16 protein-coding genes are annotated in these 17,860 nt (G+C 71.9%); 10 read left to right on the forward strand and 6 right to left on the reverse strand.

Annotation, left to right across the window (positions count from 1 at the left end; translation table 11 throughout):
- Nucleotides 1-48: 48 nt before the first annotated feature.
- The 3 genes from BM314_RS17010 to BM314_RS17020 all read right to left on the reverse strand — a co-directional run bounded on the left by BM314_RS17010 (nt 49) and on the right by BM314_RS17020 (nt 1,938).
- Nucleotides 49-228, reverse strand: coding sequence for a hypothetical protein (locus tag BM314_RS17010; RefSeq protein WP_020094181.1), 180 nt, complete (start codon nt 226-228; stop codon nt 49-51).
- 127 nt (nt 229-355) lie between these two features.
- The gene (locus BM314_RS17015) at nt 356-1,354 is read right to left on the reverse strand and encodes a CmpA/NrtA family ABC transporter substrate-binding protein (RefSeq protein WP_091979141.1); all 999 of its coding nucleotides are present in this window, start codon (nt 1,352-1,354) and stop codon (nt 356-358) included.
- Nucleotides 1,351-1,938, reverse strand: coding sequence for an ANTAR domain-containing response regulator (locus BM314_RS17020; protein ID WP_026605088.1), 588 nt, complete (start codon nt 1,936-1,938; stop codon nt 1,351-1,353). The genes BM314_RS17015 and BM314_RS17020 overlap by 4 nt, the downstream gene beginning before the upstream one ends.
- 221 nt (nt 1,939-2,159) lie before the next feature.
- Here BM314_RS17020 and BM314_RS17025 point away from each other — a divergent pair, with 221 nt between their 5' ends.
- The 7 genes from BM314_RS17025 (at nt 2,160) to BM314_RS17055 (ending at nt 12,362) form a co-directional block, all read left to right on the forward strand.
- Nucleotides 2,160-2,759, forward strand: a complete 600-nt coding sequence (locus BM314_RS17025) for a hypothetical protein (RefSeq protein ID WP_091681144.1) — start codon at nt 2,160-2,162, stop codon at nt 2,757-2,759.
- A gap of 108 nt (nt 2,760-2,867) precedes the next feature.
- Nucleotides 2,868-4,757 carry a glycoside hydrolase family 15 protein gene (locus BM314_RS17030; protein WP_091979143.1) on the forward strand — a complete coding sequence of 630 codons (1,890 nt, stop codon included), beginning with the start codon at nt 2,868-2,870 and terminating at the stop codon, nt 4,755-4,757.
- Nucleotides 4,754-6,829 carry a transketolase gene (gene tkt / locus BM314_RS17035; protein WP_091979145.1) on the forward strand — a complete coding sequence of 692 codons (2,076 nt, stop codon included), beginning with the start codon at nt 4,754-4,756 and terminating at the stop codon, nt 6,827-6,829. The genes BM314_RS17030 and tkt overlap by 4 nt, the downstream gene beginning before the upstream one ends.
- Before the next feature lie 83 nt (nt 6,830-6,912).
- Entirely contained in the window at nt 6,913-9,762 is a 2,850-nt protein-coding gene (locus BM314_RS17040; protein WP_091979147.1) for a bifunctional transaldolase/phosoglucose isomerase, read from the forward strand.
- Between the two features lie 131 nt (nt 9,763-9,893).
- Nucleotides 9,894-10,871, forward strand: coding sequence for a phosphogluconate dehydrogenase (NAD(+)-dependent, decarboxylating) (gnd, locus tag BM314_RS17045; protein WP_091979149.1), 978 nt, complete (start codon nt 9,894-9,896; stop codon nt 10,869-10,871).
- Nucleotides 10,872-10,926: 55 nt separating this feature from the next.
- Nucleotides 10,927-11,652: a 6-phosphogluconolactonase gene (gene pgl, locus BM314_RS17050; protein ID WP_091979150.1), complete on the forward strand. Its 726-nt coding sequence runs from the start codon at nt 10,927-10,929 to the stop codon at nt 11,650-11,652.
- 188 nt (nt 11,653-11,840) lie between these two features.
- Nucleotides 11,841-12,362: a cysteine dioxygenase family protein gene (locus tag BM314_RS17055; RefSeq protein ID WP_091979151.1), complete on the forward strand. Its 522-nt coding sequence runs from the start codon at nt 11,841-11,843 to the stop codon at nt 12,360-12,362.
- A gap of 22 nt (nt 12,363-12,384) precedes the next feature.
- On the opposite strand, the gene BM314_RS17060 is transcribed toward BM314_RS17055, so the two are convergent.
- Nucleotides 12,385-12,846, reverse strand: a complete 462-nt coding sequence (locus BM314_RS17060; RefSeq protein WP_012319278.1) for an Lrp/AsnC family transcriptional regulator — start codon at nt 12,844-12,846, stop codon at nt 12,385-12,387.
- Nucleotides 12,847-12,881: 35 nt separating this feature from the next.
- A complete protein-coding gene (locus tag BM314_RS17065) occupies nt 12,882-14,006 on the reverse strand; it encodes a 2'-deoxycytidine 5'-triphosphate deaminase (protein WP_020094170.1) in 1,125 nt (374 codons plus the stop codon).
- Between the two features lie 256 nt (nt 14,007-14,262).
- Here BM314_RS17065 and apaG point away from each other — a divergent pair, with 256 nt between their 5' ends.
- The 3 genes from apaG to speG are packed head-to-tail and all read left to right on the forward strand — an operon-like array spanning nt 14,263 to nt 16,424.
- On the forward strand, nt 14,263-14,655 hold the full coding sequence (gene apaG / locus BM314_RS17070) for a Co2+/Mg2+ efflux protein ApaG (RefSeq protein WP_012319280.1): 393 nt from the start codon (nt 14,263-14,265) through the stop codon (nt 14,653-14,655).
- 33 nt (nt 14,656-14,688) lie between these two features.
- Nucleotides 14,689-15,858, forward strand: coding sequence for an acetylornithine deacetylase (gene argE / locus BM314_RS17075; RefSeq protein ID WP_056533989.1), 1,170 nt, complete (start codon nt 14,689-14,691; stop codon nt 15,856-15,858).
- Between the two features lie 14 nt (nt 15,859-15,872).
- Nucleotides 15,873-16,424, forward strand: a complete 552-nt coding sequence (speG, locus tag BM314_RS17080) for a spermidine N1-acetyltransferase (RefSeq protein WP_026605087.1) — start codon at nt 15,873-15,875, stop codon at nt 16,422-16,424.
- Nucleotides 16,425-16,515: 91 nt separating this feature from the next.
- Here the strand turns inward: speG and BM314_RS17085 are convergent, their stop codons facing one another.
- Nucleotides 16,516-17,775 (reverse strand): hypothetical protein, encoded by a 1,260-nt coding sequence (locus tag BM314_RS17085; protein ID WP_091979153.1) that lies wholly within the window; start codon nt 17,773-17,775, stop codon nt 16,516-16,518.
- Nucleotides 17,776-17,860 lie beyond the last annotated feature (85 nt).

The raw sequence follows: 17,860 nt of genomic DNA on the forward strand, positions 1-17,860 counted from the left end.
CGCGCAATGCCGGCGCCTGGAACGCGCCCGCATCGACGTCGCGGTCCGTTACAGGAGTGTCGACAGCATCGCCAGGAGCCCCAGCGTCGGCATCGCGCCGGCGGCCAGGACCCAGTACCAGGCGTGGTGCGATCCCGCCCGACGGTTGTCGTTGCAGGCGCGGGGCACGCGGCCGCCCCGCGTGACGTAGCGTCGAAGCTCGACCCGCCCGCGCGGATGCGAGATCAACGATCCAGTTTCGAGTTTGCGGCATCCGGGCATGGCTCAAGCACAACGGGCGAGCGTGCCCCGCGTTCCGCCGCTGTTCGCCGCGATTCCGCGGGCCGATGACGAACCGCGCGAAGTGTCGCCGTCGTCAGAGATCCGCCATCGCCGCCCGGTACAGATCCGCCCTGTAGACGGTCGCGATCGCCGCCGCGATGTCGAACTGCGCGGGCACCTGCTGCGACGCCCGCATCTGCTCCAGCAGCCACCGGGCCTGCGCGGCGCGCGGCTCCTCGACCGCCGCGCCGAAGCGGATGCGCGTGCCGGGCTCGGCGGACGGGTCCGGATCGCCGAAGGCCCGGCCGACCAGGGCGGGATCGAGGTCGAGATAGGTCCGGCGGGCGAGGCGATGGATCAGTTCGGTCCGGTTCTCCGGATCCGCGCACCAGCGTCCGGCCCGGGCGACCGCCCGCACCAGCGGCAGGATCGCGCCGTCGAGCCGCGCGGAGACGGCCAGCACCTTCTCGGTCGCGTTCGGCGCGAGGGCGCTGCCGTGGACGGCCACACGCCCGTGGCCGGCCGCGACCGCCACGTCGTTCCAGGGCGCGCCCGCGCAGAACCCGTCGACCAGGCCGCGCGCCAGCGCCTCCACGCAGTGCTGCGGCGGGACCACGACGGTGCGGAACGCCGCCGCGTCGAGGCCGCCGGCCTCGGCGAACAGCCGCACTTGGTAGCTGTGGCACGAGAAGGGATGCACCGTGCCGAGAGTCAGCGGGGTGCCGGCGCGGTGCCGGGCCTCCGCCACGCCCGCGAAGGCGCGGGCGACATCCGCCAGGGCCTCGCTGGCCGGGTCCATCGCGGCCCAGAGGGTGTTGGACAGCGTGACGGCGTTGCCGTCGGTGCTGAGCTGGAGCGGCACGATCAGGTCGGAGGGCGGCCCCGACAGGGCGAGCCGGCTCGCCAGCGCCAGCGGCGCCAGCATGTGCGCGCCGTCGAGATGGCCCAGCGCCAGCCGGTCGCGCAGCGTCGCCCACGAGGGCTCGGCGGTGAGGTCGAGGTCGAGCCCCTCGGCCCGGGCGAAGCCGAGTTCGTGGGCCGCGATCAGGGGCGCCGCGTCGCAGAGCGGAACGTAGCCGAGCTGGAGCCTCATCCGAGCAGGTCCGCGGTGGTGACGATCGCCCGGGCGATGTCGGCGATCTTGCGCTTCTCATTCATGGCCTTGCGGCGCAGCTGCTTGTACGCCTCGTCCTCGGAGAGACCTTTCATGGTCATCAGGATGCCCTTCGCCCGCTCGATCAGCTTGCGGTCGGCGAGTTCGCCCCGCGCCTCCGTCAGCTCGCGCTGGAGGCGCGCGAAGGCGTTGAAGCGCAGGATCGCGATGTCGAGGATCGACTTGATCCGTTCCGCCCGCAGCCCGTCCACCACGTAGGCGGAGATCCCGGCATCGACGGCGGCCTGCATCATGGTCGAGTCCGAGCGGTCGACGAACATCGCCACGGGCCGCTCGACCTGCCGGGAGACACCCGACATCTGCTCCAGGATGTCCCGGCTCGGGCTCTCCAGATGGATCACCACCACGTCGGGCTTGAGCGCGGCAACGCGCTCCATGAGGTCGGCGGTGTCGGGAATCACGACCACGCGCCCGATCCCGGCGGCGCGCAGGCCCTCTTCCAGGATGGCCGCGCGGGCGCGGCTCGGGTCGATCACGGCGACGGTGAGATTGGTTTCAGTCATCGTGGCCCGGTACGGGGCGGGTCTTCTTCTCGAGGCCGGCCCGACGCGGGCCGCCGCGAGCTAAGCAAGGCCCGTGCCCGTGCTGGGCCCGCGGCGCCCGTTTCCGCGGAATCCCACCTTGCGGCACCAGTAACCGCCGCGCAAAGAAACGGTCCAGCTTCCGCCGCAATGCTGGCCGCACTGTACAGGCCTCGCGGCGGTCAAGGAGATCGGTGATTCGGATGCGCAGGCCAGATCAGCCCGCCCTGACGGCCGCCGCCCACGGCCGCGTGTCCATGCCCTTCCTGCCGACGCTGGCCGTCGTGGCAATCCTGGGCGTGGCCTCCCTGTACTGCCCGACCTCGAAGCCGGGGCAGCCCGGCGCCCGGGTCGAAGCGGGCGTGTCCGCCGCGCCCGGACCCACGGATTTCGCGCCGATCGCCGCCGTCGCGGCGCCGGGCCGCCCGCCCGCCGTGATCGCGTTCGCCGAGCAGTATCCGCTCGACGCCGTGATCGCGCGGACGGGGTCCCTGCCTGCCCGTCCGGCCGTGGCCGCACGGGCGAACGCCCACGTCGCGGCTGCGGGCCGGCGCGCCTGCCCCGGCCGGCGCTGCCCCGAGACGCCCCGCAGCAACACCGATCCCATGGCGCCCGCCCGCGGGGCGGCCGATGAGGCCGAGGACGCCCTGCTCCCGTCGCAGGCCATGCCCTTCGCGGCCTCGGTGGTGGAGACCCTGGTTCCGGCCGCGCGGGCCGTCGGCGACGCGGCGAATCTCGTGCGCAGCAGCGCGAGGGTGGTCCAGGGCACGGTGGCCCTGGCGGTGGCCGACTGCCTGCGCTGACCGCGTCGGGCAGCGGGTACCCCGACCTCTGGATCTCGTGACCGGACGTCCTAGGTGCGTCGCAGCGGACGGCCCGGACTGCCGGCCGCGGACCGGGGCCGGGGCCGGATGGCTGCACGCATCGAGGATTACGCGCTCGTCGGGGATTGCCGGAGCGCGGCGTTGATCAGCCGTCAGGGCAGCGTCGACTGGTTGTGCTGGCCGCGCTTCGACGCGGCCGCCCTGTTCACCAGCCTCCTGGGAACCGAGGCGCACGGCTTCTGGAAGATCTTCCCCGAGGCCGAGCACGTCGAGACGCGCTGGTCCTATCGGCCGGGCAGCCTCGTGCTGGAGACCCGCCACACCACGCGGCAGGGCGAGGTCCTGGTCACGGATTTCATGCCGGTCGGCGACGGGTCCCATCTGGCGCGGCTCGTCGAGGGCGTGCACGGGCGCGTCGCCATGCGGATGGAGATGGCGGTCCGGTTCGATTACGGCTCGGCCGTGCCCTGGGTCTCCCGCTCGGAGCTGGGCGACCTGCGCGCCGTCTCGGGCCCGCACAAGGTCGTGCTGCGCACCGACGTCCATCTCAAGGGATCGGACGCGCAGACAACGGTGTCCGAGTTCACCGTCCATGCCGGTGACAAGCACCGGTTCGTCCTGAGCTACGGTCCCTCCCACGAGGAGGACCCGCCCCCGATCGAGCCGCGCAAGGTCCTCGAGGCCACCGACCAGCACTGGCGCGAATGGTCGTCGCGCTGCGCCGGCGGCACGGGCTGGGACCGGATGCTCCAGCGCTCCCTGCTGACCCTCAAGGCGCTGATCTACGAGCCCACCGGCGGCATCGTGGCGGCGCCCACGGCCTCCCTGCCGGAGGGGCTCGGCGGGATCCGGAACTGGGATTACCGGTTCTGCTGGCTGCGCGACTCGACCCTGACGCTGATCGCCCTGATGGACGGGGGCTACATCGACGAGGCGCGCGACTGGCTGGGCTGGCTGCTGCGGGCCGTGGCGGGCAATCCCGAGCAGGCGCACATCCTCTACGGCATCGCGGGCGAGCGGCTGCTGCCCGAGATCGAGCTGGACTGGCTGCCGGGCTACGAGAACTCGCGGCCCGTCCGCATCGGCAACGCCGCCGCCAGCCAGTTCCAGCTCGACGTCTACGGCGAGCTGTTCGACGCGCTCTACCAGGCCCATGCCCGCGGCCTGCCGGTGAGCAAGGACGGCCTGCGGGTCGGCCTCGCGATCCTGAACCACCTGGAGACCGCGTGGCGCGAGCCCGACGAGGGGATCTGGGAGGTGCGCGGCGGGCGTCGCCACTTCACGCACTCGAAGGTCATGGCCTGGGTGGCGTTCGACCGGGCGCTGCGCATGCACGAGATGCACGAGAACGGCGCCACGCAGGAGCAGGCCGAGCGCTGGCGCGCCGTCAAGGACGAGATCCACGCCGAGGTCTGCGAGAAGGGCTTCGACCCCGCCCTCAACAGCTTCGTCCAGTCCTACGGCGCGAAGGCCCTGGACGCGAGCCTGCTGCTCATCGCCCATACCGGCTTCCTGCCGCAGGACGATCCCCGGGTGGTCGGCACCGTGGAGGCGATCGGCAAGGGGCTGATGCGGGACGGCTTCATCCTCCGCTACGAGACCGAGGGCCAGACCACCGACGGGCTGACCGGCTCCGAGGGGGCTTTCCTGCCCTGCACCTTCTGGTACGTGGACAACCTCATCGGCCTGGGGCGGCGCGACGAGGCCGGGGCACTGATCGAGCGCCTGATCGGCATCTGCACCGATCTCGGCCTCGTCAGCGAGGAATACGACGTGCAAGCCAAGCGTCTTGTGGGTAACTTCCCTCAGGCGTTCACCCACGTCGCCCTCGTCAACACGCTCCTCAGCTATACGCGCGGCGAAGGGCCGGCGGATCGGCAGGGTGGTAAGGCCAACGGAGCTCCTCCCGCCGTCCTACGGCAGCGCGAAGCCGCGAAGCGGACCGCGCGAGGCGAACTGGAAGACGCGACATCATGAGCGGTGCTGACACTCCCGCCAAGGCGGCCCTCGCTGAGATCGATACGCTCAGCATCAACACGATCCGGACGCTCGCGATCGACGCGGTGCAGAAGGCCAATTCCGGCCATGCCGGCGCGCCCATGGCGCTGGCGCCGGTCGCCTACACGCTGTGGAACCGCTACCTGCGCTACGACCCGGCGCACCCGCACTGGCCGAACCGCGACCGGTTCGTGCTGTCCTGCGGCCACGCCTCGATGCTGCTCTACGGGCTGCTGCACCTCGCGGGCGTCGCCGAGAGCGACGGCGGCAATGCCCCGGCGGTGTCGCTGGAGGACATCAAGAAGTTCCGGCAGCTCGACAGCCGGACCCCGGGCCACCCGGAATACCACTTCACCACCGGCGTCGAGACCACGACGGGCCCGCTCGGCCAGGGCGTCGCCAACTCGGTCGGCATGGCCATGGGCAGCCGCTTCCTCGGCCAGCACCTGAACCGGCCGAACCTGCCGCTGTTCGACTACAACGTCTACGCCGTCTGCTCGGACGGCGACCTGATGGAGGGCGTCGCCTCGGAGGCCGCCTCGCTCGCCGGCCACCTGCGCCTCGCCAACCTCTGCTGGATCTACGACGACAACACCGTCACCATCGAGGGCCACACGGAGCTGGCCTTCGGCGAGGAGGTCGCGACCCGCTTCCTGGCCTACGGCTGGCAGGTGCTGCGCGTCGCCGACGCCAACGACGTGCACGCGCTGGCGGGCTCGATCGAGACCTTCCTGGCCACCAACGACCGCCCGACGCTCATCATCGTCAAGTCGGTGATCGGCTACGGCGCCCCGAAGAAGCAGGGCACCTCCAAGGCGCACTCCGACGCGCTCGGCGAGGACGAGGTGAAGGGCGCCAAGCGCGCCTACGGCTGGCCGGAGGACGCCCAGTTCCTCGTGCCGGACGGCGTGCAGGAGAACTTCCGGAACGGCATCGGCAAGCGCGGCGCCGGCCTCTACGATTCGTGGCAGGGCCTGCTCGCCAAGGCGAAGGAGGCGGACGCCGCCCACGCCGAGGACCTGAACGCCTTCCTGGAAGGCCGCCTGCCGGAGGGCTGGGACAAGGACATCCCGGTCTTCGAGCCGGATGCCAAGGGCCTCGCCACCCGCGAATCCTCCGGCAAGGTGCTGAACGCCATCGCCCAGCACGTGCCGTTCCTGCTCGGCGGCTCGGCCGATCTGGCGCCGTCCAACAAGTCCAACCTGACCTTCGAGGACGCGGGCTCGTTCGGCCCGTTCTCGCCGGGCGGCCGCAACCTGCATTTCGGCGTCCGCGAGCACGCCATGGGCTCGATCGTGAACGGGCTCGGCCTCTCCGGGCTGCGGGCCTACGGCGCGACCTTCCTGGTCTTCGCCGACTACATGCGCCCGCCGATCCGGCTCGCCTCGCTCATGGAGCTGCCGGTCTTCCACATCTTCACCCACGACTCGATCGGCGTGGGCGAGGACGGGCCGACCCACCAGCCGGTGGAGCAGCTCCTGTCGCTGCGCTGCATCCCGGGCCTCGTGACCCTGCGCCCGGCCGACGCCAACGAGGTCGCCGAGGCCTACCGGGTCATCTTCACGCTGAAGAACCAGCCGGCGGTTCTCGCCCTCTCGCGCCAGCCGCTGCCGACCCTCGACCGCGCGAAGTACGGGGCCGCCTCCGGCACCGCCAAGGGCGGCTACGTGCTGGCCGACAGCGAGGGCACGCCCGACGTGATCCTGCTCGCCTCGGGCTCCGAGGTGCAGCTCTGCGTCGGTGCCTACGAGGCCCTGAAGGCCGAGGGGGTGAAGGCCCGGGTCGTGTCGATGCCGTCCTGGGACCTGTTCGAGCGCCAGGACGAGGCCTACCGCGACTCGGTGCTGCCCCCCGCCGTCAAGGCCCGGGTGGCCGTCGAGCAGGGCAGCGTCATCGGCTGGGACCGCTACGCCGGTTCCGAGGGCGCGATCATCGGCATGCACACCTTCGGCGCCTCGGCGCCGATCAAGGATCTCCAGACCAAGTTCGGTTTTACCCCCGAGAAGGTCCTGGACGCCGCGAAGGCGCAGGTGGCCAAGCACAGGAAGTAGCCCGGGGGCCTGCTCTCCCGCCCGGTCCGGGCGGGAGGGTGCGTTCGGGCGAGAGTACGCGGTACGCGAGGCGAGGAACCGACATGAACGCGCTCAAGGCCCTGCACGACGAACAGGATCAAGCGGTCTGGCTCGACTTCGTGGCCCGCGGATTCATCGAGAAGGGCGAGCTGAAGCAGCTCGTGGAGCGCGACGGCCTGCGGGGCGTCACCTCCAACCCGTCGATCTTCGAGAAGGCGATCGGCCACTCGGACGAGTACGACGACAGCCTGAAGGCCGTGCAGGCGACCGGCGACAGCCGCGTCATCGACCTCTACGAGGGGCTCGCCATCGCCGACATCCAGGCGGCCGCCGACGTGCTCCGCCCGGTCTACGAGGCGAGCGACGGTGCCGACGGCTACGTCAGCCTGGAGGTCTCGCCCTACCTCGCCCTCGACACCGAGGCGACGCTGGCCGAGGCGCGCCGCCTGCACAAGGCGGTCTCCCGCGACAACCTGATGGTCAAGGTGCCGGCCACCCCGGAGGGGATCCCGGCGATCCGGCAGCTGACGAGCGAGGGCATCTCGATCAACGTCACCCTGCTGTTCTCGCAGGAGGCCTACGAGGCCGTGGCGCGCGCCTTCATCGACGGTCTCGACGCGCGCGCGAAGGCCGGCCACGACGTCTCGCGGATCGCCAGCGTGGCGAGCTTCTTCATCAGCCGCATCGACGTCCTGGTCGACAAGCTCCTCGACGAGAAGATCGCGCAGGCCAACGACCCGGACGAGAAGTTCGCCCTGGAGCAGCTGAAGGGCAAGGTGGCGATCGCCAACGCCAAGCTCGCCTACCAGCGCTACAAGACGATCTTCGCCGAATCCAAGTGGACCGCGCTGGCCGAGAAGGGCGCCAAGGCGCAGCGGCTGCTCTGGGCCTCCACGGGCGTGAAGAACAAGGCCTATTCCGACGTCCTCTACGTCGAGGAGCTGATCGGGCCGAACACCGTCAACACGATGCCGCCGGCCACCATGGACGCGTTCCGCGACCACGGCGTGGTGCGGGCCACCATCGAGGAGGACGTGCCCGGCGCCGAGGCGGTGATGAACCGCCTCGCCCGGGCCGGGATCGACATCGAGGCGGTCGCCGAGCAGCTGGTGAAGGAGGGCGTGCAGCTCTTCATCGACGCCGCCGACAACCTGCTGGGCGCCGTTGCCGGCAAGCGCGTCGCGCTGCTGGGGCACCGTCTGGACGGGCAGAGCCTCGCCATGGACGACACCCTGGCGGCCGAGGCCAAGAAGGCCGTCGAATCCTGGCGCGCCAGCGGGTCGATCCGCCGGCTCTGGGCGGGCGACGCCTCGGTCTGGTCCGGCCACGACGAGGCGCACTGGCTCGGCTGGCTGCACATCGTCGAGGAGGAGCTGGAGAAGGCCGCCGACTACGCCGCCTTCTCCGACTGGGTGAAGGCGCAGGGCTTCACCGACGCCGTGGTGCTGGGCATGGGCGGGTCGAGCCTCGGACCGGAGGTCCTGAGCCTGACCTACGGTCAGCGCGAGGGTTTCCCGAAGCTCCAGATCCTCGACTCGACCCACCCGGATCAGGTGCGCGCCCTGGAGGCGAGCATCGACCTGGCCAAGACGCTGTTCATCGTCGCGTCCAAGTCCGGCTCGACCCTAGAGCCGAACGTCTTCCGCGACTACTTCCTGGCCCGCGCCAAGGACGTGCTCGGCGAGAAGGCCGGCGACCACTTCGTGGCCGTGACCGATCCGGGCTCCGACATGGAGCGCGCCGCCAAGGCGGATGGGTTCAAAAAGATCTTCTACGGCGTGAAGCAGATCGGCGGGCGCTACTCGGTGCTCTCGGCCTTCGGCCTCGTGCCGGCCGCCGCCATGGGCCTCGACGTGAAGGCGCTCCTCGAGACCGCCCGCATCATGGTCCGCTCCTGCGGCCCGGCCGTGCCGCCGGCCGTGAACCCGGGCGTCCTGCTCGGCACGGCCATCGGCGCCGCGGCGCTCGCCGGCCGCGACAAGGTGACGATCGTCGCCTCGCCGGCGATCGCGAGCTTCGGCGCCTGGGCCGAGCAGCTGATCGCGGAATCGACCGGCAAGCAGGGCAAGGGCCTCGTGCCGGTGGACGGCGAGCCGGTCGGCGTTCCGGCCGTCTACGGCCACGACCGGTTCTTCATCTACCTGCGCCTCGACGGCAACGCCGAGGCCGCGCAGGACGAGGCCCTGCGCGCCCTGGAGCGGGACGGCCACCCGATCGCCCGCATCACCCTCGACTCGATCGAGCAGCTGCCGCAGGAATTCTACCGCCTGGAGATGGCGACCGCGGTGGCCGGCGCGGTGATCGGGATCAACCCGTTCGACCAGCCCGACGTCGAGGCCAGCAAGGTCGAGACGAAGAAGCTGTTCGCCGAGGCCGAGGCGAAGGGCGCCCTCCCCGCCGAGACGCCGCTCTACGAGGACGACTGGGTCGCGCTCTACGCCGATCCGCGGAACGCCGACGCCCTCAAGCCGGCGGCCGAGGGGCTCGAGGCCGCGATCAAGGCGCAGATCGGCCGCCTGAAGGACGGCGATTACCTGGGGCTCCTGGCCTACGTCCCGCGCGACGCCGAGGCCGCCGCGATCCTGCAGGAGCCGCGGATCGCCGTGCGCGACGCCCGCAAGGTCGCGACCTGCCTGGAGTTCGGGCCGCGGTTCCTCCACTCGACCGGCCAGGCCTACAAGGGCGGCCCGGACACCGGCGTGTTCCTGCAGATCACCGCGGACGCTGCCGAGGACCTGCCGATCCCGGGCCGGAAGCTCGGGTTCAGCACCGTCGTCGCGGCGCAGGCGCGGGGCGACTTCGCCGTCCTCGCCGAGCGCGGCCGGCGGGCGCTGCGCGTCCACCTCAAGGGCGGCGACACGAAGGCCGGCCTCGTCCGGGTCGCGGCGGCCCTGAAGATGGCGGTCGTCTAGCCGTCCCGGACCGCCGGCGGGGGGCTTCCCGGCCCGCCGCCGGTCCGCCGCGGCGGATCGCCTGTGACGACGGTGAAGCCGTAGGGGCCTGACCCTCGCCGCGCGGGGGCAATCGGTAAGGAAGGGCAGCAATGCAACTCGGCATGATCGGCCTCGGCCGGATGGGCGGCAACATCGTCCGGCGTCTCCTGCGCGACGGGCACACAGCCGTGGTGTTCGACCAGAACCCGGCGGCCGTCGCCGCCCTGGTCGAGGCCGGCGCGGTCGGCGCGTCGAGCCTGGAGGACCTGGTCTCGAAGCTCGAGGTGCCGCGCGCGGCCTGGGTGATGCTGCCGGCCGGGGCGATCACCGAGCAGACCGTCCAGGCGCTCTCGGGGCTGATGCAGGCGGACGACTGCATCATCGATGGCGGCAACTCCTTCTACGGCGACGATGTCCGCCGCGGGGCAGTCCTGAAGGAGAAGGGCCTGCACTACGTGGATGTCGGCACTTCGGGCGGCGTCTGGGGCCTGGAGCGCGGCTACTGCATGATGATCGGCGGGGACAAGGAGGCCGTCGACCGCCTCGACCCGATCTTCAAGACCCTGGCGCCCGGCATCGGCGACATCCCGAAGACGCCGAACCGCGAGGGGCGCGACCCCCGCGCCGAGCAGGGCTACATCCACGCGGGGCCGACCGGCGCCGGCCACTTCGTCAAGATGGTCCATAACGGCATCGAGTACGGCCTGATGCAGGCCTACGCGGAGGGCTTCGACATCCTCCGCCACGCCAACGCGTCCGACCTGCCGGCCGAGCGCCGCTTCGATCTCAACATGGGCGACATCGCCGAGGTCTGGCGCCGCGGCAGCGTCGTCTCGTCCTGGCTGCTCGACCTGACCGCCCAGGCACTCGCGGGCGACGAGCAGCTCACCGACTTCTCCGGCTACGTCGAGGATTCGGGCGAGGGCCGCTGGACCATCAACGCCGCCGTCGAGGAGGGCGTCCCGGCGACGGTGCTCTCCGCCGCCCTCTACCGCCGCTTCCGCTCCCGCGAGCACGCGAGCTACGCCGACAAGCTGCTCTCGGCGATGCGCAAGGGCTTCGGCGGCCACCAGGAGCCGAAGGGCTGAGCGGGACGCCCGCCGGCCGACCTGTCCGACCCCCGAAGCCGCAGGGCCCGAACCCATGAGTCTTCCCGTCGGAACCCACGTCCTGAAGGATCCGGAGGCGGTCGCCCGCGAGGCGGCCGAGCGGATCATCGTGGCCTGCGGCGAGAGCCGGTCCGACCGGATCGCGCTCTGCCTCTCGGGCGGCTCGACGCCCAAGGTGCTGTACGGCCTGCTCGCCGGGGCGGACTACGCGGCCCGGGTGCCGTGGGAGCGGATCCACTGGTTCTTCGGCGATGACCGCGCCGTGCCGTGGGACGATCCGCGCAGCAATGTCCGGATGGTTCGGGAGGCCTTCGGGCACGGGTCCCGGATCCCGCCGACGCATCTCCACTTCATCCCGTCGGACGAGGGTCCGGAGGCGGGCGCCCGCGCCTACGAGCGGACGCTCCTCGACTTCTACGGGGCCGAGCGCCTCGATCCGGCCCGCCCGCTGTTCGACCTCGTGCTCCTCGGCCTCGGCGAGGACGGGCACACCGCCTCGCTGTTTCCCGGCAAGCCCGCCGTCGACGAGACCCGGCGGCTCGTCGTCGCCGTGCCCGAGGCCGGCCTGGAGCCGTTCGTTCCGCGGATCAGCCTGACGCTGCCGGCGCTCGCGTCCTCCCGGCACGTGCTGTTCCTCGTCACCGGGGCCGGCAAGCGGGCCCCGCTGGCCCGGCTGGCCGCCGGCGAGACCCTGCCGGCCGGCCGCGTGACCAGCGCGGGCGCCGTGGCGTGGCTGCTCGACGAGGCCGCGGCCGGCTGAACCCGCCACGCCGGCGTCAGCCGCGCGGGAATGATCGGGCGCGCGCAACATCATTTCCTACTCGGGCGTCTCCGAGCAATGGCATTGCCAGGTCGCACGTGATGACGTTCGAGAACGCAACCCGTCATCGCCAGCCTCTGGGTATCCTTCGTGCAGCCTCGTGAAAGGGCACCGAAGGAGACCTGCCGATGCCGCAGACCACCACCCCGACCGACGTCGAGGCGATGCTGGCGAACCTCGCGCGCTCCGCGAGCCGCTCGCCGGACGCCTATCTGGCCTCGGCCCGGGCGACCCTCGTGCGCCTGCTGGCCCAGCCGGATCTGCTCGACCCGTCGCGGCTGGTCGGCCGGGGGCCGGGCCTGAGCCGGAACCTCCTGTTCGGCACCGAGGCGATCAGCGTCTGGGCGATGGTCTGGGCGCCCGGCACGGTCACGCCGGTCCACGACCACCACTGCTCGTGCTGCTTCGGCCTGCTGCGCGGCAACCTCCGGGAGACGTGGTACCGTCCGATCAGCGAGACCCACGCGGTGGCGACCATGGACGCCGTCCGCGAGCCCGGCTTCGTCGCCTGCATGATGCCCACGGGGCCGAACCTGCACCGGATCGCCAATGACGGGCCGGAGGCGGCCGTCTCGATCCACGTCTACGGCTACGATCACCGGGCGCAGGATTCGTCGATCCATCGGACCTACGCGGTGGCCGCGGGCTGAGCCCCGCCGCGGCGCGGTCGGGTCACGCCACGTAGATCGTCGGGACGGCGGTCGTGTACTTCATCTCCTCCATGGCGATGGACGAGGACAGGTTCGAGAAGTCGAGCTTGGCGATGAGGCGCTGGTAGACCGCGTCGTAGGCCTCGATATCGGGCACCACGATCCGCAGCAGGTAGTCGATCTCGCCGGTCAGGCGCCACGCCTCGACGATCTCCGGGAAGCCGGCGACCACCCGCCGGAACGCGTCCGACCAGTCGGCGGCGTGGCGCGGCGCCTTCACGGCCACGAACACCGTGGTGGGGACGTTGACCTTGCGGCGGTCGACCAGGGCGACCCGGCGGCGGATCACCCCGGACGCCTCCAGCTTCTTCACCCGCCGCCAGCACGGCGCCGCGCTGATGCCGACCTGCTCGGCGAGTTCGGCCACCGGGAGCGTCGCGTCCTGCTGGAGGAGATCGAGGATCTTCCGGTCCACGGCGTCCATGCGATCGATGCTCCCGTCGGCGCGTCCGGGCCGGACTACAGGGCGAAGTGCTTCGAGAGTTTGAGCCCCTGGGCCTGGTAGTTCGAGCCGGCCCCCGCCCCGTAGAGCGTCTCCGGCAGGTCGAGCATCCGCTCGTAGACGAGGCGGCCGACGATCTGCCCGTCCTCCAGAAGGAAGGGCACGTCGCGGGAGCGGACCTCCAGCACGGCCCGCGCGCCCGCCCCGCCGGCCCCGGCATAGCCGAAGCCCGGGTCGAAGAAGCCCGCGTAGTGGACGCGGAACTCGCCCACGAGGGGATCGAACGGCACCATCTCGGCGGCGTGGTCCGGCGGGACCTGCACGGCCTCCTTGGAGGCCAGGATGTAGAACTGGCCGGGATCGAGGATCAGGCTGCCCGATCCGTCGGCGGCGAGGGGTTCCCAGAAATCCGCCGCCCGGTGGCGGCCGGGGGCGTCGACGTCGACGAGGCCGGTGTGGCGCTTCGCCCGGTAGCCGACGAGGCCGTCGAAGCCGGCGAGGTCCACCGAGACCGCCACGCCGCCCTGGAAGGACGGGCTGCCGGCGTCGACCAGGGCCGAGCGGGCGTGCAGCAGGCCGAGCTCGGCCTCGGTCAGCCGCGGCGCCCCGCGGCGGAAGCGGATCTGCGACAGCCGCGAGCCGCTGCGCACGAGGACCGGGAAGGTGCGCGGCGAGATCTCCGCGTAGAGCGGCCCGTCGTAGCCGGGCTCGACCTGGTCGAAGGCCTCGCCCCGGTCGGTGATCACGCGGGTGAAGACGTCGATGCGCCCGGTCGAGCTCTTCGGGTTCGCGGCCGCCGCGAGATCGGCCGGCAGGGCGAGGCTCTCCTGGAGCTCCGCGATGTAGACGCAGCCCGTCTCCAGGACGGCGCCCGGGCGCAGGTCCACAGCGTGGAGCGACAGCCGGTCGACGCAGGCCTGGACCGTCCGCCCCGAGCCCGGCAGGAAGCTCGTCCGCACCCGGTAGGCCCTGGCGCCCAGGCGCAGGTCGAGGCTCGCGGGCTGGATCTGATCGGCCGCGAAGGGGCTCGCATTCCGGATGCCGCCCGCCCGCGCGAGGGCGGCGATCGCCTGGGCCGGCAGGATGCCGGATCGGCCGTCCGCGCTCGTCTCGGCGGCTCCCGTGGCTGCGCCCGCGTTCATCGCGCCCCTGACTCCCTCGCGCGCCCCGGCCGGTCCGCGTCACGCCGAGCAGCGTTGTCCGCCGGGACCCGCTAACGCGGGCTTAACCGCGTCCGGAGGCCTCGTGAGGCCGGCGCCGCGACCGGCGGCCCGCCGCGCCGCGCGAGGTAGTCCGCCGCAATTGACGGCGATTCCGCCGCCCACTACCACCGGCCGGGAAGCGCGTTCCATTCGGCTTCAGCGAGTCGTACCGTCCGAAGAAGGGCCAATTAGGGCGATGTACAAGGCCGAGACGCGGGGAATAAGTGTGACGGTCCAGTCTCGTTTCGTCGAGGAGGAGTCCTCGCCGACCGAGAGCCGGTACTTCTTCGCCTACACGGTCGAGATCGTGAACAACGGCAGCGAGCAGGTCCAGCTGCGCTCGCGCCACTGGCGGATCATCGACGGGCACGGGGCCTGCCAGGAAGTGCGCGGCACCGGCGTGGTCGGCAAGCAACCGGTGCTGGAGCCGGGCGAGTCCTTCTGCTACACCAGCGGCTGTCCGCTCAACACGCCCGACGGGTTGATGGCCGGCAGCTACACCATGGCGACGGTGGCCGGCGAGAGCTTCGAGGCCGAGATCCCCGCCTTCTCCCTCGACAGCCCGCACGTCCGCCGCAGCCTGCACTGAGGTCCCGGCCGGGGCCTCGCCCCGGAGGAATCCATGTCCGCGACCGGCGAGCGGCTGAGCCCGCTCGACATGCTCGCCCGCCTCGTGTCCTTCGACACGGAGAGCGACAAGTCCAACCTCGCCCTGATCGACGCCGTCTGCGCCTATCTCGACGGCTGGGACGTCCCGTACCTGCGCCTCCCGAACGCGGCGGGCGACAAGGCCGCGATCCTCGCCACGGTCGGCCCGATGGTTGACGGCGGCACCGTCCTGTCCGGACACACCGACGTGGTGCCGGTGGCGGGCCAGGCCTGGACCGGCGACCCGTTCACCCTGCGCGTCGCCGACGGCCGTGCCTACGGACGGGGCGCGGTCGACATGAAGGGCTTCGACGCGCTGGCCCTGGCGCTCGTGCCCGACATGCTCGCCGCCGGCCTGAAGCGGCCCATCCACATCCTGCTCTCCTACGACGAGGAGACGACCTGCCTCGGCTCGATGGACGGGATCGCGCGGTTCGGCGACGGCCTGCCGCGGCCGGCCGCGGTGATCGTCGGCGAGCCCACCGGGATGGAGGTGGCGGACGCCCACAAGAGCATCGTCACCTGCCTCACCACGGTCCACGGCCACGAGGCCCATTCCGCCCGCCCCGCCCTCGGCGCGAACGCCGTGGCGGCCGCCTGCGACCTCGTCGCCGGCCTCAACCGGATCGCCGACCTGATGATCGAGCGCGGCGACCCGTCCGGGCGGTTCGACCCGGCCTCGACCACGGTCCATGTCGGGACGATCCAGGGGGGCACCGCCCGCAATATCCTCGCCAAGGAGTGCCGCTTCCTCTGGGAGTATCGCGGCCTGCCGGATCTCGACCCGGCCGAGATCCCGCGGCTCTTCGCGGCCGAGGTCGAGCGGGTCACCCGCGAGCGCCTCAACCGCTACGGCGCGTTCGGGCGGATCGAGACGCTGGAGGAGGTCGACATCCCCGGCCTCGCCCCGGAGCCGGGCTCGGCGGCCGAGCGCCTCTGCCTGCGCCTCGCCGGACGCAACCACACCGTCGCGGTCCCCTACGCCACCGAGGCCGGGCGCTTCCAGGCGGCCGGTCTCCCGACGGTGGTCTGCGGCCCCGGCGACATCGCCCAGGCGCACCAGCCCGACGAGTTCATCACCCTGGATGCCCTGGGCCAGGGTGAGCACTTCCTGCGCGAGCTGATCGAGGCCAGTGCGTCATGAATGCGGTGACCGGTATCACCATCAAGCTGCGTCCGCTGGAGCGGGAGGACCTGCGCTTCGTCCACCAGCTCAACAACAACGACAGCATCATGCGCTACTGGTTCGAGGAGGCCTACGAGTCCTTCGCCGAACTGCAGCAGCTCTACGAGCGCAACATCCACAACCAGACCGAGCGGCGCTTCATCGTGGCCGATCCGAGCGGGGAGCCGGCCGGGCTCATCGAGCTCGTCGAGATCAACCACCTGCACCGGCGCTGCGAGTTCCAGATCGCGATCCACCCGAGCTTCCAGGGCCGCGGCTACGCGTGGCAGGCCACCCGGATCGCCATGGATTACGCGTTCAGCGTGCTCAACATCCACAAGCTCTACCTGCACGTCGACCGGGACAACGCCCGGGCCGTGCGGATCTACGAGCGCTGCGGCTTCCACCCCGAGGGCGTGCTGAAGGACGAGTTCTTCGTGAACGGGCGCTACCGCGACGCCGTGCGGATGTGCCTGTTCCAGCCGGACTACCTGAGGGCCCGCGGCGGAGGCGGCGACATCGCCGAGCCCGTCCTGAAGGTCTGAACCGGGTCTCGTCCGCCGCCGACGGGCGACGGACGAGCTCGAAACGACGCGGGGGAGGAGCCCGTCGGCCTCTCCCCCGCGCTCACGCCGCTCAGTTGCGGCCGGCACCGCCCGTCTGGCCGCCGCTCCGGCCGGCACCCTGGGCGCCGCCCATGGCGCCGTTGCCGCCCCCGCTGCCGCCGCTCATGCCGCCGCGCTCCGCGCCGCCCGTCCGGCCGCCCTCGGCGCCGGCCTTCATGCCGCCCTGCTGGCCGCCGCGATCCGACGCGTTCCGGATGCCGTCCTGCTGGCCGCCGCGCATGTCGCTGTTGCGCATGCCGTCGTTCTTGCCTTCCTGCTGACGGGAGGCCTTGTCCATCCCGCGATCCTGGCCGCGGTCGTTCCGGTCCATCCGGCCTTCGTTGCGGCCCTCGTTCCGCGACGCGTTGCGGATGCCGTCGCGCTCGCCGCGGTTGTCGAAGCGCGCGCCGGCGCGCTGCTCGGAGCGGAAGCTCGCGCTGACCGCACCGCCGCCGCTCAGGCGCCGGTACTCGGCGGAGCCGTAGCGCACCCGCTGGCCGCGGATCGTCACGAAGCGGTCCTCCTGGACGGAGACGAGGCGGCGGTACTCGGGGGAGCCGTACACCACGCGCTGGCCGCGAATGACGACGTAGCGCTCGCGCGGGCCGGTCTCTCGGACGCTGACGAGGCGGCGGTACTCGGGCGAACCGTAGAGCACGCGCTGGCCGCGGATCACGACGTAGCGCGCGCGCGGGCCGCGGTTCTCGGTGACGATCAGGCGGCGATACTCCGGCGAGCCGTAGACCACCCGGCGACCGCCGATGAACACGTAGCGGCCCTCGCGGCGGAAGCCGCCCTCGACCCGCTCGGACCGGACATCCGTCCGGCTCACGTCGGTCCGGCCCCGGAAATCGGCGCGGTCGGCGCGGCGGTCACCGCGACGGTCACCGCGATCGGCGCGCGCGCCGTCGCGATCCCCGCGCTCGTCGCGGTCGGCGCGATCACCGCGACGGTCGCCCCGCTCGGCGCCGGCCCGGTCCTTGTCCTGAGCCATGCGATCCTGGCCCGTGCGGCCCTCGCCGCCGGCCTCGCGGCCCTGCGCGGACCGGCCTGCCTCGGCACCGGAGCGCTCGGACGTCGCCTGGCGGCCGCCCTTCATGTCACCCTGCATGCCACCCTGGGCGCCGCCCTGCATGCCGCCGCGCTCGCCGCCACCGGCCTTCATGCCGGACTCGGCGCCACCCTGACCGCCGCGACCGCCCATCCCGGCGCCGCGATCGGCGCCACCCTGCTGGGCGTAGGCCGAGGTGCTGATCAGCAGCGCGGCCAATCCGATCGATAATTTCCGCATGGCGTACCCTCCAATGTTGAATCTGCGACGCAACGTCAAAGGTCGCGAAACGGTTCAGCCTGGAGGGATCAAAAATTTACGCAAC

Origin of the sequence: Methylobacterium sp. 13MFTsu3.1M2, from assembly GCF_900112625.1 — a bacterium.
GTDB lineage: Bacteria > Pseudomonadota > Alphaproteobacteria > Rhizobiales > Beijerinckiaceae > Methylobacterium.

What these genes read in the sequence shown, in the direction of transcription:
- BM314_RS17065 (WP_020094170.1), bottom strand. Translation starts at nt 14,006, where the DNA reads ATGAACGCGGGCGCAGCCACGGGAGCCGCCGAGACGAGCGCGGACGGC.
- tkt (WP_091979145.1), top strand. Translation starts at nt 4,754, where the DNA reads ATGAGCGGTGCTGACACTCCCGCCAAGGCGGCCCTCGCTGAGATCGAT.
- BM314_RS17055 (WP_091979151.1), top strand. Translation starts at nt 11,841, where the DNA reads ATGCCGCAGACCACCACCCCGACCGACGTCGAGGCGATGCTGGCGAAC.
- BM314_RS17060 (WP_012319278.1), bottom strand. Translation starts at nt 12,846, where the DNA reads ATGGACGCCGTGGACCGGAAGATCCTCGATCTCCTCCAGCAGGACGCG.
- apaG (WP_012319280.1), top strand. Translation starts at nt 14,263, where the DNA reads ATGTACAAGGCCGAGACGCGGGGAATAAGTGTGACGGTCCAGTCTCGT.
- BM314_RS17015 (WP_091979141.1), bottom strand. Translation starts at nt 1,354, where the DNA reads ATGAGGCTCCAGCTCGGCTACGTTCCGCTCTGCGACGCGGCGCCCCTG.
- BM314_RS17030 (WP_091979143.1), top strand. Translation starts at nt 2,868, where the DNA reads ATGGCTGCACGCATCGAGGATTACGCGCTCGTCGGGGATTGCCGGAGC.
- BM314_RS17040 (WP_091979147.1), top strand. Translation starts at nt 6,913, where the DNA reads ATGAACGCGCTCAAGGCCCTGCACGACGAACAGGATCAAGCGGTCTGG.
- BM314_RS17085 (WP_091979153.1), bottom strand. Translation starts at nt 17,775, where the DNA reads ATGCGGAAATTATCGATCGGATTGGCCGCGCTGCTGATCAGCACCTCG.
- argE (WP_056533989.1), top strand. Translation starts at nt 14,689, where the DNA reads ATGTCCGCGACCGGCGAGCGGCTGAGCCCGCTCGACATGCTCGCCCGC.
- BM314_RS17025 (WP_091681144.1), top strand. Translation starts at nt 2,160, where the DNA reads ATGCGCAGGCCAGATCAGCCCGCCCTGACGGCCGCCGCCCACGGCCGC.
- pgl (WP_091979150.1), top strand. Translation starts at nt 10,927, where the DNA reads ATGAGTCTTCCCGTCGGAACCCACGTCCTGAAGGATCCGGAGGCGGTC.
- BM314_RS17020 (WP_026605088.1), bottom strand. Translation starts at nt 1,938, where the DNA reads ATGACTGAAACCAATCTCACCGTCGCCGTGATCGACCCGAGCCGCGCC.
- gnd (WP_091979149.1), top strand. Translation starts at nt 9,894, where the DNA reads ATGCAACTCGGCATGATCGGCCTCGGCCGGATGGGCGGCAACATCGTC.